15 protein-coding genes are annotated in these 16,908 nt (G+C 32.6%); 1 reads left to right on the top strand and 14 read right to left on the bottom strand.

Features of this window, described 5'->3' with window-relative positions; all coding sequences use genetic code 11:
• Positions 1-12: 12 nt before the first annotated feature.
• From rfbB to ACTTK7_RS03910, 14 genes are all read right to left on the bottom strand, one after another.
• Positions 13-1,023 (bottom strand): dTDP-glucose 4,6-dehydratase, encoded by a 1,011-nt coding sequence (rfbB, locus tag ACTTK7_RS03975; RefSeq protein WP_462865987.1) that lies wholly within the window; start codon positions 1,021-1,023, stop codon positions 13-15.
• 6 nt (positions 1,024-1,029) lie between these two features.
• Complete coding sequence (gene rfbA, locus ACTTK7_RS03970; RefSeq protein ID WP_462865985.1) at positions 1,030-1,905, bottom strand: glucose-1-phosphate thymidylyltransferase RfbA; 876 nt, start codon at positions 1,903-1,905, stop codon at positions 1,030-1,032.
• A gap of 22 nt (positions 1,906-1,927) precedes the next feature.
• Positions 1,928-3,025, bottom strand: coding sequence for a DegT/DnrJ/EryC1/StrS family aminotransferase (locus ACTTK7_RS03965; protein ID WP_462865984.1), 1,098 nt, complete (start codon positions 3,023-3,025; stop codon positions 1,928-1,930).
• A 48-nt stretch (positions 3,026-3,073) separates the two neighbouring features.
• Entirely contained in the window at positions 3,074-4,525 is a 1,452-nt protein-coding gene (locus ACTTK7_RS03960) for a lipopolysaccharide biosynthesis protein (protein WP_462865983.1), read from the bottom strand.
• Positions 4,526-4,595: 70 nt separating this feature from the next.
• Entirely contained in the window at positions 4,596-5,555 is a 960-nt protein-coding gene (locus ACTTK7_RS03955) for a glycosyltransferase family 2 protein (RefSeq protein WP_462865981.1), read from the bottom strand.
• A 46-nt stretch (positions 5,556-5,601) separates the two neighbouring features.
• Entirely contained in the window at positions 5,602-6,735 is a 1,134-nt protein-coding gene (locus ACTTK7_RS03950; protein WP_462865979.1) for a CapA family protein, read from the bottom strand.
• 41 nt (positions 6,736-6,776) lie between these two features.
• Positions 6,777-7,652, bottom strand: a complete 876-nt coding sequence (locus ACTTK7_RS03945; RefSeq protein ID WP_462865977.1) for an ATP-grasp fold amidoligase family protein — start codon at positions 7,650-7,652, stop codon at positions 6,777-6,779.
• Positions 7,653-7,691: 39 nt separating this feature from the next.
• Entirely contained in the window at positions 7,692-8,843 is a 1,152-nt protein-coding gene (locus tag ACTTK7_RS03940; RefSeq protein WP_462865975.1) for a glycosyltransferase family 4 protein, read from the bottom strand.
• Positions 8,844-8,873: 30 nt separating this feature from the next.
• Positions 8,874-9,722, bottom strand: coding sequence for a polysaccharide pyruvyl transferase family protein (locus tag ACTTK7_RS03935; protein ID WP_462865973.1), 849 nt, complete (start codon positions 9,720-9,722; stop codon positions 8,874-8,876).
• Positions 9,715-10,932 carry an O-antigen ligase family protein gene (locus tag ACTTK7_RS03930; RefSeq protein WP_462865971.1) on the bottom strand — a complete coding sequence of 406 codons (1,218 nt, stop codon included), beginning with the start codon at positions 10,930-10,932 and terminating at the stop codon, positions 9,715-9,717. Before ACTTK7_RS03930 ends, ACTTK7_RS03935 begins: the two co-directional genes overlap by 8 nt.
• A 41-nt stretch (positions 10,933-10,973) precedes the next feature.
• Positions 10,974-11,456, bottom strand: coding sequence for a PssE/Cps14G family polysaccharide biosynthesis glycosyltransferase (gene pssE / locus ACTTK7_RS03925; protein WP_462865969.1), 483 nt, complete (start codon positions 11,454-11,456; stop codon positions 10,974-10,976).
• A complete protein-coding gene (pssD, locus tag ACTTK7_RS03920; RefSeq protein ID WP_462865967.1) occupies positions 11,453-12,763 on the bottom strand; it encodes a PssD/Cps14F family polysaccharide biosynthesis glycosyltransferase in 1,311 nt (436 codons plus the stop codon). The genes pssE and pssD overlap by 4 nt, the downstream gene beginning before the upstream one ends.
• Positions 12,760-13,374: a sugar transferase gene (locus ACTTK7_RS03915; protein ID WP_462865966.1), complete on the bottom strand. Its 615-nt coding sequence runs from the start codon at positions 13,372-13,374 to the stop codon at positions 12,760-12,762. Before ACTTK7_RS03915 ends, pssD begins: the two co-directional genes overlap by 4 nt.
• Positions 13,375-13,409: 35 nt before the next feature.
• Positions 13,410-15,251, bottom strand: a complete 1,842-nt coding sequence (locus tag ACTTK7_RS03910; protein ID WP_462865964.1) for a polysaccharide biosynthesis protein — start codon at positions 15,249-15,251, stop codon at positions 13,410-13,412.
• A 477-nt stretch (positions 15,252-15,728) separates the two neighbouring features.
• On the opposite strand from ACTTK7_RS03910, the gene ACTTK7_RS03905 reads away from it, so the two are divergent.
• Positions 15,729-16,778, top strand: coding sequence for an NAD-dependent epimerase (locus ACTTK7_RS03905; protein WP_462865962.1), 1,050 nt, complete (start codon positions 15,729-15,731; stop codon positions 16,776-16,778).
• Positions 16,779-16,908: the final 130 nt, after the last annotated feature.

Raw genomic sequence — 16,908 nt, 5'->3', positions numbered from 1 at the left:
TTAAAACTAATTTCATAAATCATAATTATTTTTAAAATAGTATTTATACTCCCCACTAATAATCTGCTCCCACCACTTTTTGTTTTCCAAATACCAGTCAATAGTATTCTTAATACCATCATTAAAATTATAGCGTGGCTCCCACCCTAGATCTTTTAACTTGGTAGAATCAATTGCATATCTTTTATCATGGCCTAAACGATCTTGAACAAATTGAATTAGGCGATCTGATTTATTTAGTTGACCAATAATACTTTGTACAACCTCTAAATTAGTTTTTTCGTTTTGTCCGCCTATATTATATACTTCTCCATTGATACCACTATGCATTACTAAATCTACAGCAGTACAATGATCAGCGACATGCAACCAATCACGTACATTTTTTCCGTCCCCATAAACTGGGACTTTTTCATTGTTTAAAACCCTTGAAATCGTTAAAGGGATTAGTTTCTCTGGAAAATGGTAGGGTCCATAATTGTTTGAACATCTCGTTATATTTATTGGTAATCCATAAGTTTCGTGATAAGCATGTACTAATAAATCTGAAGATGCCTTACTAGCACTATAAGGACTATTAGGTTTTATCTTTGAATCTTCTGTGAAAATCGTTTTAGGGTCAAACCCTAGTTCCCCATAAACTTCATCAGTGGAAATATGTACAAATTTTTTCAAGTTTATTTCTTTAGCCGCATCTAATAATACTTGCGTACCTAATATATTAGTCTTTGTAAAAATTTCTGGATCACTTATGGAACGATCTACGTGACTTTCTGCAGCAAAATGTATAACATAATCAAAGTTTTTCTCTCGAAATAACTTAAATATAAATTGACGATTTGTAATATCTTGTTCAACAAAATGGTAGTTTTTATTTTCTTCTATACTTTTATGTTTCAAAAGTTCACCCGCATAGGTTAATGCATCTAAATTATAAATATTATATTCTGGGTAATTATTGACCATATAGTGAACAAAATTTCCTCCAATAAAGCCAGCCCCGCCTGTGATTAATATATTCATATAAAATTACCTTTCTTCTGTTTTAATAATTTCCATTAAATATTTACCATAATCAGTTTTTAGTAATGGAACTGCTAATTTTTCAACTTGTTCACTAGAAATATATCCTCTGCGATAAGCTATCTCCTCAATACATGAAATATACAATCCTTGTCTCTTTTGGACGGCTTCTACAAAGTTTGAAGCTTCTAACAAAGCTTCATGTGTACCTGTATCTAACCAAGCGAGTCCTCGGCCCATAATTTGAACCTTAAGTTTACCCTCAGCCATATATTGTTCAATAATTGAAGTAATCTCTAATTCGCCTCGCTCTGACGGTTTTACTCGTTTAGCATAATCAACAACCTTACCATCAAAAAAATAAAGACCAGGTATCGCATATGGCGATTTAGGATTATCAGGCTTTTCTTCAACTGAAATTGCATTGTTCTGGCTATCAATATCTACTACCCCGTAACGCTTAGGGTCTCTAACATAACATCCAAAAATCAGCCCTCCTTCTTTCAACTTAGATTCACGTTGAACTATGTTCCCAAAATTAGATCCATAAAATATATTATCGCCCAATACTAAAGCTACTGGAGAACCATTTATAAACTTTTCACCAACTATAAAAGCATCAGCTAACCCTCTAGGCTTTTCTTGAATTTCATATTGAATATCTAAACCCAGATGGTCCCCATCTCCAAATAATTCTTGAAATATTTTCGTGTCTCTAGGAGTAGAAATAATTAAAATTTCTCTAATTCCTGCAAGCATTAATACTGATAATGGATAATAAATCATAGGTTTATCATAAACCGGCAATATTTGCTTAGAAGTGGCTTGAGTTAAAGGATACAATCTTGTGCCAGACCCACCTGATAATATAATGCCTTTCATAATGACCTCCCTAAAATTGCATTTATTTTTTATTATTCAATATGATAGAGCAAATTCTATCAACGTCTTTTAATTCTAGCTCTGGATATAAAGGTAAAGTAAGAATTCTTTCCGAAACGTATTTAGCTATTGGTATATTCTTTAAATTTTCTTCATTATTTTTATTACTAATAGAACTAGTCAGAGGATAAAAATATTTTCTAGCGTTAACTCCTTCAGATTTTAACTTTTCAAATACTTCATTTCGGTTTAAATGATACCCATCGAACATTACAGGCATATAGGAGTAATTACTTTCAACCCCTAATTGTTTTTCTGAAGTTTTGATTCCTTTAATATTATTTAGATGCTTTTTATAACGTTCTACTAATAATTTTCTTTTGTAAATATCGATCTTTAAACGCTTCAAATTACACAGCCCCATTGCGGCTTGGAATTCATTCATTTTTGCATTACTTCCCGCATAATTCACTGTCCCATCATTTTCCAAACCATGGTTTTTAATAATATCGAGTTTGTTAATTATTGTTTTATCCTTCGCTATTATTGCCCCACCTTCTATGGTATTAAAAACTTTAGTAGCGTGAAAACTAAACATTGAGATATCGCCAAAATTTGCTATTCCTTTCCCACCTACTGTAGCACCAAATGCATGAGCAGCATCATATATAACTTTAATCTCATGTTTTTTAGCTATCTTATCGATTTCTTTTACATCACATATATTTCCATAAACATGAACAGGCAAAATAGCTACTGTACGTTCAGTTATTAATTCTTCTATTTTCTTTGTATCTATTGTATAATCTGAAAAATTAATATCACAGTAAACTGGCTTTAAACCATTTCTAATAATCGCATTAGTGGTAGAAGAAAAAGTAAAAGGTGTTGTTATTACTTCCCCCTCCAATTCAAGTGCTTCCAAAGCAGACTCTAAAGCTAGATGCCCATTCGTAAATAAACTTAATTCTTTTATATCTAAATAACTAGAAAGTTCTAATTCTAATTTTTGATGTTTAACGCCATTGTTAGTTAACCATTGTGATTCCCATAGATCTTTTATTTCTTCAATATAATCTTCATAATCAGGCATAGATGGTTTAGTTATGGGAATGGCCATTTAAAATCACCTTTCAATTTTTAATAATTAAACCAAGAAAGAAATAGGTTATTTTTTCATATTATTGATAAGTTTGAGAGCAATTGACAATTCTTCACTCCTTAATACTATACTTCCGCCTATATATAAAATAAAGCCCGCTAATATTTGAATCAATAAATCAATGCCGTAGGGTAGATTTAAAGTGTTTCCTATTCCGTATACAAACATAGCCATGAGAATTGACAATATAAAGGAAGGTGCCATATCTTTGACTTGATTCCAAAAAGAATAGTTAATCTCTTTTGCAGTAAAATGAGTGTTAATAAATAAACTAAGAAAAGAATTAATAATAGCCGCAAAAATAAGTCCAATAATGCCTAAATCTAAAACTACCGCTATTACAATCAGCAAAGTTAATACTGTTTTTTTTATAATTTCTAGAAATAAAAATAAATCTGATCTATTTTGAACTTTTAGGACATTTAAATTAATAGCATGAATAGGATATAACATTCCAGCAAAACACAATAATTGAAAATATATCACAGAAGGAGTCCACTGTTCACCTAATAACAACGGAATGAATTTTCCAGATGTTGCTGCTAAACCCATCATAACCGGAAAATTGAAAAAAGAAGTCATTTTAAGTAATTGTTTATAGTTATTTGATAATCTGTTATTATTACTTCTCATTTTACTTAACACTGGGTAAGTCACTTTTTGAATTGCTTGAGTTACTGATTTTGAAGAAATGTCTCTTAATTTTGTAGCGTTCGTAAAATAGCCCAATTCATTTACAGGATGGAGTTTACCAATGATAACAAAGTATATGTTTTTATATACAGTATCTATTAGATTCGACAACAGTAATTTGTATCCAAAGTTAAAGTATTTTTTAAATAAGTCTACATCAAATACCAGTGAAGGTTTCCATCTATTACTTGCAATTAATAAAATTGCCAGAATAAATTGCATAGCTACTTGCTGAATGACTAGACTCCATACACCAGCCCCATATAAGGCAGCAATTATAGCTAATGCACCTGAGATTATGCCGGAAATTATACTAACAGTGGTTTGAGTCTTAAAATCTAATTTTCTTGTGAGTATGACTCTTTGTATAACCGAAAAAGAATTGATAATCACTACAATCATAATAACTCTTAAAATTTCAGCCAATTGGGGTTCCTCAAAAAAATTGGAAATTATTGGAGCAGAAAAATAAATTAAAGAATACAATATTACGGAAACTGATAAATTAAAATAGAAGACTGTGGAATAGTCTCTGTTTCCTATATTATTCTCTCGAATTAAAGCTTGGTCTAATCCACTTTGTACAAATGTAGTGGAGATAGCTATAAATATTGTTATCATACCGATTAAACCAAAATGCTCGGGTAACAAAAGGCGAGCCAAAATAACTTGAACTATCAATTGAATCCCGTTTTTTGATATAACTTCTAAAAAAGACCAAAAAAGGCCGAAAATTGTTTTGTTTTTCAGTTGACCTTTTTGCATTATATATTTACTCCGATTCTTTGGTTAATAAATTCTATGAAATTAAACAATAAACGTAGTAACGAATCAATTATTTTAGTAGATACTTTACACGCTTCAAAGTATTAATAATAAAAGGAGTGTAGACTTTTCCATACAGTTTTATTTTTTGATTTCTAGATAAATTATTAATAACATGATTAAACTTATTAGATTTAATATTTTCTTTATCAGCAATGTTCATTAAAAGATTAATTTCATTATCAAATATATGCTTACGTATAGCTTTATGATGCTTATAATCTGAATACTTATCAATCTCTTCTAACATTTTATTTATTTTTTCATGGTGTTCTAGCTTTTTTCCTGTATTTAATCTTGTACGACTGCTCCAGGATCCTTCAGCCATGACTCTATAGTTAGACATAAAATCATCAATATATTTCACTTTCCCATAAAATGATAAAAGTATTGTCAATGGATAATCCCCAATAGGAGCTTGGACAAAAAAATTAGGGAGTGATCGGATTAATCTAGTTCTAAACAACATTGAACTAGTAGCAAACATTCCTCCTCCCCCCAATATCACGTCATCTGTGTTGAAAAAAGTTGTATGTCTAGCTGGTCTAACTCTTCCAACGATTTTTTTTTCTGTATTAATTTTTTTTGAAGCGTGAGTACATAAACTAACGGTGGAATCTTTTTCCATTTCCTCTATTTGAATTTGTAATTTTTCATCAGATGTCCAATAGTCATCTCCTTCACATAAAGCCATATATTTACCTCTAACTCTTGGGTAATTATATGTGGAGTTGACCCTAATACCCTTAGAATATTTATTCTCAGTTTGAAAAATAGGTTTAACAATATCTGGGTACTTCATTTGAAAACTCCTAATAATTTCTGGAGTACTATCTGTAGAAGCATCGTCATGAATAAGAATTTCGTAAGGGAAATCTGTTTTTTGATTCACAAAACTATTTAAAGCGTCTGAGATGTATTTTTCTTGATTATAAGTTGTACAGCAAATACTTAAAATGGGCTCTTTCATATCATCCTCAACCTTTAAAATTTAATAAAATTATATGAATTGATAGTTACTTTTTATTTTTTACTCTATTTTTGATACCTTCTACAGCTAGCTCTCTATGAGCTTCACATTCGAGATAATTTTGCAAAACTAAAAGTTGATGGCGACTGTATTTTTTTTCTGCCAATTTGCCTTTCAAAATTTTTCTATCAATTCGTGACCACCATTTGCCCATACCAGCAAATCGTTTAATATATGAATTTACATTATCTTCAGCAAACTCCAGAAATTTTTCTTCCACAAACCCTTCAATTAATATTTCCTCAGAGCGCCGAAAAAAATTCGATAAAATTTCCTTTTTAATACTTCCTTGAGCTATCTCTACCCCTCTATTTGTTCTTACTATTGGGATATAATCAACCTTTATATCTTGAGAAAAGTTTAAGCGTAAAATGAGACTAGTATTCCAAAATTCATTTTTATACTTATTAAAAATGAAATTCCCTTGTCCATAAATAATAGTTGATCCACAATAGTTTTCCATAGCGCCCACACAGTGACTATGTTGACAAACTATTACATCTGCCCCCTTATCGCTCATTTTTCTGCAAATTTTTTGTAGGTTTGGGGATGGATAACGATAATTTTCTTTCCCGCCATGGTAAAGGACAATAACATAATCACATTGGTCCTTTAGACTCCTTATATGATCAAAACTTTCTAATAAGTTTAAAGGATTAGCGCCCGCTGAACCGTTTGAAACAATGGAGAATTCTTCATCCGCGCAAGCATAAACTCCTATTTTTAAACCCTCTTTATTAATGATGTAGGGTTTGCGCGCTTCTATACTATTGCTTCCTGCGCCTAAAAACGGTATTTCGTTTATTGTTAATTGTTCTATAGTAAAAGCTAATCCTTCTTCCCCTTGATCTAATATGTGATTGTTAGCCAAGGTTATTAAACTAGGATTTAATTTTTTTATCCCTTTTATTGTTGAGGTAGAAGTCTGCAAATTTGGTCCTACTTTATTAATGGGGTTAAGCTTATCAGTCAGTGGTATTTCTAGATTAAAAATACGGTCATCAGCTTGCTTCCAAAGTGACCATAATTCTTCACCTAATAATGAATGTGTATCGCCATTTATAAATAAAGATTCATTCGTTTTTGTTGGGGCTAAATCTCCCCCTATTAAAAGTTCCATTCTTCTGCCCCTTTAGTAGATTTCTCTAAAACCTTAAAATATTAAGTAATTTTTAACCAGTTTCCTAACAACTCATCATATTCTTTTTTTGCAAAGGGTTTAAAACCTGATGCAGAATAAAACGTCTTTTCTCCAAAATAAATATGGTTATTAACTTCATACAAATCTATTCTAACGTGTACATCATTTTTCGAAAGCGCCTTAGCCAATTCAAGCATTGTTTCAAGGTTTCGAGGGGCCGATAATTCATATTCACTACTTTTTTTGTCCCTTGTTATTTCAGTTTTAGACCAATTAATATCATAGAAGTCCAAAGATTGTTTTTCTGTGTTTCTATTGGAGTGGACTTGAACCAATTTAGGTTCTCCATGAAAACACATAAATTTATAATCAGTTATATTATCGGCAAGGTATTGTTCACATATGATTTTAGGTTCAAGGTGCTTGTAAGGCCATTCTCTTCCAAACCAGTACCAATTTCTTTTCATCCATGTTTTTAGTAATTTTTTTGATTTTTTAACATTTAGATCTTTTTTGTTTTTACAAATTATATTAGACCCGCACCCATGCGTGCATTTTAAAACAAACTGTTCGGGCAGAGCCTCCCAGTTAATGTCTTCTACTCGATTATACACTCCAAATAAGGGAACTAAATATTCTTCTCCTATAGTTTCCGTTACATACTTCCTGTTTAGATATTTATCTACATGAATACTTTGTTCTGGTCTGCGATCATATAACTTTAACCATTGTAGTTTCCCATTATAAGTATTGAGATTATTTAGAGTTAATTTTCTTCCTAATGCTATATAATACATTAACTTTAAATAAGTTACATCGGGGATCCATTTTAACCATCCTCTTCTTGCTATAGGCCTAATGAATTTAAGTGGATCACTAAATAATATTTTTCTCAAATTGATTTCCCTTTCTTAAAAAAACCTATATTTATTTTCTTAATAACTCCTATACTGTATCCAATTCATGATATTTTCCGCCCTTTTATCAAGGGTCAGTTCTTTTGCTTTACTTAAGCTAGCTTTTGTCATTTTCTCACGTCTATTTGAATTATTTTTAAGATATAGTATTGATTCTTTTATTTCAGAAATACTTAAAGGATTTATTAATATTGAATTAGTACTGTCTAAAAAATCATAATTAAATGGACGATCAGAAGAAACTACAGGTAATCCACAAGCAAGAGCTTCTATGATCGCATTACAGCTCCCCTCGTTAAGAGTTGGAAGTACAAATACATCAGCCGCACTTAAAAAATCCGGCATATCTTCCGGTGTCACGGTATCACAATATATCGCACTTTTTTTAGGAGGAGCCAGGTTGCCTTTCCCTGCATATGCAATTGAAAGCCCCTCTATATCTTCTAAAGCTTGAGCGACACGCATTACGCCTTTCCTTTCATTAAATTGACCTACAAAAGCAACTATGAAGTCTTTTTCATTGAAACCAAATTTCTTTCGGGCTTCTTTTTTGTTTCTAGGATAGAAATGTTCACTCCGAATAGAGTTTGGAAATACCTTTATTTTTGTAGAACTAGCCATACCCATTTTTATTAATTGATTTTTATTTTCTGTAGAGACGGCTATAATACCTGATAAATTTTTTAGCTCTTTTTTCATTTTTGTTTCACCGTAATTATAAATCGACCAGGGAGTGCTTTCTCCATAAGCAGCAAATGAAGGGATATTTATTTTGGAACCTATCTGACTAGCAGAGACCCCTGCTGGAGACAAAAAATGCCCATAAACAATATCGGGTCGATTCTCCAAGGTTTCTATCTGTTTATTAACAGCAAAATTGAAATTTTTAGCAGTTATTCTTGCTGTCTTCACCCCAAAAAGTTTTTTTTGACCAAAAGAAACATATGTTGGGAAATACAAGTTAATAGACGAGTTATTATGAGTTTTTTCCACTGTGTGCAAAGGGAATTTTTCATTTTTATTTTGTTTTAAACTTAAAGGCCTTGGTGAAATAACACTGCATCTAAATCCTTTATCTGCTAATGACCATACTAACTGTTGAACAAACACATGTTGAGTAGGATTAGCTTTGGTGGGATATCTATTACTTAAGAATAAAATATCTTTCATATGGCGACTCCTTTAAAATACAAAATTCATTTAGCTAATCTGATAAGGAAATGCTTCAATAAGTTGTCTTTTTTTAATTTCTACTACTTCTTTAGGAACTTCATAATTGTCTATAATTTCTTTAGTGGTTAAAGAATAATCTTCGTTAATATTTATAGGAGAAACTTCCAAATTGAATGCGGAATAGTAATCTCTAAATTTAAAACCATCGCCTCTTAATCTGTCGTTAGAAGCGACTATGTATTGATTAGGAATTCCAAAACTGTCAGCAACGATTAACCCGTGTAAACTACTCGAAATAATCACTTCACATTGAGCAATTTCTTTAATAACTTTCATAGGTTCATCTCTTAAATTAATGGTTTTCGCTTCAGGAAACTTTTTTAGTAATTCGTTAAACCCTGGCAAATCTTGTTCTCTAAAATGAGGGATTATACCCACCGAAAAACGTTTTTCCACGGGTTCTTCCACCAAATAAGAAGCTAATAAACCTCCGTCTCCAGTTGGGATATCAAGTTTTTCATTAATTATGGTCTCTACTCTTTTTTTACTTAATTCTCCTCTAACTGCATTGAAAGTAATGTTTTTTCTGAAAAAGCTGTTATCCTTTCCTCCGTTTTGCACGTTATCAAACATAAAGCCAGATCCCCAAATATTAACTTCCTTAGAATTAAATTGAAATATTTTTTGGAGAATATTAATCCCTGGTTTTTTTGACCAAGTGAAATTACCTAACCCGCTTCCTATTGCTGCCATTTCACAATTCAATACGGTCTTTCGCTGCACTTCAAAACCAAAAAAATCTCTAACCAATAATATGTTTAATAAGTCTCCCATGTTTTCCATATCTGCGTAATATAAATTAATTTTTTTATTCACAAAAATTCTCCTTAATTTTTTTATAATAAAGTATTTTTTCTTTGTTCTTTAAAATTCTAAAATAGATAACACATAATACTAAAATAATTTGAGTTATTATATGATCGTATGAAACAAGAGCAACATCCATTGCTAATATGATTAGTAAAAATACAATAATTATACTGTAGTTTTCATTTTTATATTTCCACATCTTAACAATAGAAAGAATAAATAAAGCAATTGGAAAACTATAATATATTAAAGTCCCTATTATACCCACAGAAGTTAATAATTCCACATAATTATTATGTGAATATGTACCATAGAAACTAATTTCTTTAAAATTATTAAACCCATATCCTGTCAAAGGGCTTTCCTTGAATAAATACCATGCTTCTTTTACCATGCTTAATCTCGCATTAGTTGAAGCGTCCACATCATTCGTAGAATTAAATAATGAGAAAAAGGCTTGAATTCTTTGGCCTATTATATCGTACAGTAAAGTATTATTCATCACTATAAAATATATAACAATAGAACCTATAAGTGCTGAAAACATTCCTATAATTTTTGAACTTGCTTTTTTAGTGTAGAATATTAGCATTACTGATAAACCGATAATTGTAGAAAATATGGCTTTCTTTGACCCGCTCAATAATCCAACTAATAAGAAAGGAAATAAAAAAATATAATATTTTTTTTGTTCTAGTTTTTTCGCCAAAAACATAGCACAAATACTAGAATAAGTTATAATGATTCCTATTCTATTTGGATTTAAACCAATAGATTCACCAAGCCGATCTGTGCCCCACTCATAACCAGGCGTCATCATTACCAAACGCAAAATCAATAGAATACTAGCCACCACTATTGTTTTTAGTGCTAAATTGAAATCCCTTTCATTATCTATGAACATCAGTATTGCTATATAAAATAAAAACTTTAAAGCTAAGTTTACTGTAGCGTTTATTGCTACCTCAGTATCGTAGGAAAAAATGATAGTAAAAGTTCCCCATACAATAAACGCACTCATCCACACTAAGTAACTTGAAAAAGTAATACTACCCTTCGAAAAAAAATATAAAAAAACTACAGTCACAAAAATTAATTGCGTAAATATAGATAGTAATGTTAAATCTGAAAAAGTAAAAACGTTAATGATAGAGACAATTAAAAAAAACCTAATAACATTTTTTTTTGTTAAACGTCTTCTCAAAGTGTTAAACATTTCTTCACCTCTTTTCGTATTGATTTATAAGGCACTTTAAATCAACTATTCTTTAAAATGAAATTTTTGATCAAATTTAACATTGTTGAATTTTTACTGTATTGCTTTTCTATAGGTTGAGCTTTAATTTGATAAATTTTTTCAATTAATTTTTCTATTTGTTTAACACTTTTTAAGTATCCTTCATTTTCCAATACGTTTACAACCTCAGTTTGATGATCATCTATATGTTCCCCATAAACAGCTAACCTTGGCACAGCTATTACTTGTTTTTTTAATTTTAAAGCCCCTATTAAAGCTCCCGTACCTCCGTGAGATATAATTAAATCTGCTTGTCCTTGATTTAATTTAAAATCATCGCTCGACATAAACCTCACAAATTTATAATTTTCTGGAATGTAAGTAGACTGTCCTATTTGGGCAAAGACTTCTTCTTTTAACTCTTCATTATCTATTAACCTGTCCAACTCTTTTAGTAATCTATTAAATTGATATTCTCTAGAGCCCACACATACGAAAATCAATAAATACTACCTCCATATACAGCATTAGGATACGTTTTTTTCAGTGCTTCCCATTGCACTATAAATAAATCAGCGTGTTTGTACATCAACTTCCCAACCCGTGTCCCTTCGTGGACTCTTGCATAGGTTTCTATAAAAATAATTTTTTTTCGAAATAGTTTAGCCAAAAATGCCATTGGCAACACGATCATAGCTCCTGTAGTGATTATGTAATCCGGCTTCTCTTTAATCCAAATTTTCAACGTATATATAAAATTTATAAACATTTTCAACATAAACAGTTTGTCTTTACTACCTGTTTGTAATAAATAGTAATCTGCTGCAGAAGTATATTTTGTCTTTTCAGTAACCCAAAATAATTCATTTTCTTTTGTTAACTCTCTCAACATTTTTAACTGCTCATAGTGTCCCCCAGAGGATGAAATCATGCATATTTTTTTCGAATTATCCTCTGCTTTTTTCGTATTTATCGATTCATTAAAATCTTTCACTTGATAATTTTCTCTATAAAAGCTTAAATCTTTTTCATAAATTAAAGTACCAAACAATTTATGAAAAGTTGAGAATCGTTTAATTAAAAGCTTAATAAAAGGATTAAAAATTCTAGTTAATATTGTTTTCTTTGCGTTAGCTTTCCTAATCGCTTTAAACATTTCAGATGTTTTTATATAATCTTTATTTTGAGGAAAGTGTACACCAGTTTCTTTGTTTTTAACCATTAAATAAATAAACTCACAAAGATTATCAATATGAAGCATGCTACGTTGATTACTTATTTCAGGAAATAAAGGCAGCTTTTTTGCTAATTTTACTAGTTTTTCATAATTGCCTTTTGATGAATTTCCATAAACCATAGGTGGACGAATAATACAAACTTTAAAATTTTCGTTAATTAGAGTTTGAAGACTTTTTTCTGCTTTTAATTTACTATCACCATAAGAATTATCAGGTTTAGGTTCAGTTTCGCTAGAAATAATTTTATTAGAAGAAAAATCATTACCATACACAATGATACTACTCATAAAAATAAATTGCTGCACGCCATCATTTTTTGCTTTTTTAGCAAAATCAACAGTCAAATCTCGATTTATTTTGTAATAAAGTTCATTATTTTTAGAATATGAAGAATTGTGGGCAATGCCAGCCAAATGTAAAACTACATCGTATTTTGATAAATCTTTAGTTTTCCAATCTTCGTTCCTTAAACTAATAGTTTCTACTAGGTAATGTTCATTCTTTTTTTCAATCCAACCTTTGAAATGTTCCCCAATATAACTGTTACTGCCGGTTATTAAAATTTTTGTCATCTAATTTTGTCTCTCCCGTGATTAAGTCTGCCTTCTCTTACTCCCTCACTTTTCAACACGCTCAAAAATGTTTTCCATAATATGTTCAAATCGAAGCTTAAACTGCTTTTTTCTGCATACTCTCCATCTAATTCAGCTTTGATTCCAATAGGAAGTTCATCTCTTCCATTCACTTGAGCCCAACCAGTTAAACCAGGCTTTATTTCGTTAACATTATATTTATCTCTTTCCTGTATTAAATCGTATTGGTTCCAAAGAGCTGGTCTAGGACCTACAATGCTCATCTCACCTTTCAGGATATTAAATAATTGTGGGAGCTCATCAAGACTAGTTTTTCTTAAAAACGTCCCCATATTTGTAATATATTTTTCAGGTTTTTCTAACTTATGAGTAGGAGTATCTTTAGGAGTTTCGATTTTCATTGTTCTAAATTTTAGAATATAAAAAGTCGATTTATCTTTGCCAATACGTTTTTGCTTGAATAGAATGGGGCCTTTAGAATCACATTTAATAAATAACGCTAATAATAAAATTAAAGGCGTTAATATAACTACAGCTATTAAAGTTAAATCTAAGTCTATAATCCTTTTTATTTTCGAATAGTTTTCCATTCTGGTCTCCCTTATTTATCTTTAATTTCAATTTATTAGTTATTAGAACTAGCATGCTCGCTAATTCCTGAAAGATAATGTTGTTCTTTACTTTCACCTTTAGCGATTGAAAGCGCAAGTTTCGTTATTTCATCCTTTTCCATGTTCTCACATTTTTTGATGAATTTGATAATTTCATTGATATTTATTTCACTAGATTTACCTATATAAATTTTAGGGTATACTTGCTCTTCATAAACTTCTTCTTTACTAAGAAGTTCTTCATACATTTTTTCTCCTGGACGGATGCCACTGAATTTAATCCCGATTTCATCTACCGTATAACCAGAAAGTTTAATCAAGTTTTTCGCAAGGTCTACGATTTTTACTGGTTCGCCCATATCAAGTACAAAGATTTCTCCACCCTTTGCAAGAGCTCCGGCCTGAATAACTAATCTTGAGGCCTCTGGAATGGTCATGAAATAACGGACCATTTCAGGATCGGTAACTGTTACTGGACCGCCGTTTTGAATTTGCTTCTTAAATAATGGAATAACGCTCCCTCGGCTTCCGAGTACATTCCCAAAGCGCACGGCTACAAACTTTGTTTTACTAATTGAATCCATATGTTGCACAACCATTTCAGCCAAACGTTTTGTGGCCCCCATCACGCTCGTAGGGTTAACTGCTTTGTCTGAAGAAACCATCACGAATGTGTTGACTCCTGTGTCTTCCGCGGCTTCTGCTGCATTTTTCGTACCTAGTACATTGTTTTTTACTGCTTCTTCTGGATTACGCTCCATAAGCGGCACATGTTTGTGCGCTGCTGCATGAAAAACCACATGGGGCTTTCTGTTTTTGAAAACCTGAAACAACTTATTTTTATCTTGGATATCAGCAATTTCTGTCGAAATTTTCAATTCTGGAAGACTATTTCTAAGTTCCATTTCGATGGAATATATACTGTTTTCACCATGGCCGAGTAAAACGATATCTTCTGGGGAAAAACGAGCAATTTGCCGGCAGATCTCTGAGCCAATCGATCCCCCTGCTCCTGTTATCAGCACTCGTTTGTTAGAAATGGAGTCAGCTATACCTTCCACATCTAACTTAACAGGTTCACGCCCCAATAAATCCTCTACATCTACGTCTTTAAACTGTGTAACTTCTACTTTGCCAAGCATAATATCTTCCATACGAGGCAGAGTTTGAGTTTTAACTTTTGTTTCAGTGCAAACGTTAACGACTTGGTTTAACTCTTCACCTTCTAAGGAAGGAACAGCTATAATAATATGTTCAATTGAAAATTTTTCTACCGCTCTCTTAACGTCCTTTATTCCACTATAAACCGGAAGATCCATGATTTCTAACCCTCGCTTTGAAGGGTTATCATCTAAAAAGGCTACGGGCAGTAACCCCGAGTTGGTTTCCTGTTTTAACTGCCTGGCCACCATCGTGCCTGCCGAACCTGCCCCAACGATTAGTGTTTTTTTCCCATCTTTGTTGTTTGAAATATAAGTATCGCGATATAAACGCCATGCCATTCTTGAGCCGCCAATCAAAATAACGTGAGCCATCCATGTCATGATTAGCGTACGAGCATATAATTCTTGAAATATGAATATCTGCATTAATCCTGAAACAGTTACAGAAATCGTAACAGCATAGACGATAGACTTTATTTCATTAGCACTGGCGTATTCCCATGCCTTTTTATATAATTTAAAATAATAAGCACAAATATGATGGACAATCAATAAAACGATCGCACTTGTAATTAATACACGATCTACAGAACTTACATCAGCTACTAAAATAAAGTTACAAATAAATATAGAAAAAATAACAATAGCTGAATCTAAACATACTAAAGCCAGCAGTCTCTGCTTTAACCCCATGGTTTTCTCTATCCCTTCCTCTAAGTAATAATAATCTTTTAGTTCATTCCGCCCCTTTATGTAAATTAAAGTGAGCCCTATCTATACTTTTACGATTCATTTATAGAATTAATGAACATAATTCATTTTCAGTCTTGATTTTATTGGTAATACATTCGATTATTATACCTTTAATCTTAAATTATGTAATTCGAATACATATTTCATAGATTTTAAAACTGCAATAAAAACTCAATACAAAGCTATTTTCCTCTTATATGGCAATAATTTCAACAGCCAACTTCAATATTTTAGGGGGAACTCCAAAATCATTATTTTTTAGCGCTTGCTAGTATCGCGCTATCTTCATGATTTATGGCATAATTTTCCTTTGTCCATTTCATAGAAGGAGTCGTTTGTTATATGATAGATATGTTTTCTTAATTCGGACAATAATTAACATAATAAAAATATTAAATGATAACGGAGGTACGCAACATGATTTTAGTGACAGGAAGTAATGGCTTTGTGGGCATGCATACAGCGGAACGTTTATTGGAAGAAGACTATGAAGTCGTCGGCGTTGATAACAATAACGATTACTATGACGTGAACTTAAAGTATAGCAGACAGGAGCGGCTGGAAAAACACGACGAATTTCACTTTCACGAATTGGATCTGGCCGACGCTACTGCTCTTCAGGAGATTTTCCATACATATACGATCACGGCCGTCATCAACCTGGCCGCGCAGGCCGGTGTCCGCTACAGCCTCGAGCGCCCGGATAAGTATATTCAATCCAACATTGTCGGCTTCTCCAACATTCTGGAAATGTGCCGGCACCACCAGGTGGAGCATTTAATTTATGCGTCTTCGAGCTCAGTGTACGGGGCCAACAAAAAAATGCCATTCTCGCCGGAGGACGGCGTGAATCATCCGGTCAGCCTGTACGCGGCAACGAAAAAATCCAATGAACTGCTTGCGCACACGTACAGCCATCTGTATGACCTGCCGACGACCGGCCTGCGATTCTTTACTGTATATGGAACGTTCGGACGGCCGGACATGGCTTATTTCAAGTTTGCGAACAAAATCGTGAACGGGGAGCCGATTCAGGTGTACAACAATGGTGACATGATGCGGGACTTCACATATATTGACGATATCGTGGAGGGCATTGTGCGCCTGATTCCGGCTGTTCCGACCGGCGACAGCGATTGGGATGCCGAACATCCGGATCCATCGACAAGCTATGCGCCTTACCAGGTCTTTAATATCGGTAACAACCAGCCGGTTGCTCTGATGGAATTCATCGAAACCCTGGAAAAGCATCTGGGCATGGAAGCCCGGAAGGAATACCTGCCGATGCAGCCGGGGGACGTGCAGGCCACATATGCGAACATTGACAGCCTGCAGAAAGCTGTCGGGTTCAAGCCGGTTACCTCGCTTGATGAAGGCATCGGCAAATTCGTGGAATGGTATAAGGGTTATTATCCGGAATACTTTTTCGTACAGTCAGCTTCCAAAAATAATTTCAATATTAAATAACATAAAGCAGCCGGGCGACAAATATTTTTAGCCCGGCTATTCTATATGCTTTTGGGACCGTCAATAATTTTGTGTAAACGGCTGTCCTTTTCCAGCCTTGAAGTTAACCCTGCCGTTGAAACATATCTTC

The sequence above is a fragment of the Marinococcus tarijensis genome, from assembly GCF_054971385.1.
Note: the sequence above shows the minus strand (reverse complement) of the source record. Positions and strands in the feature narration are given on the sequence as shown.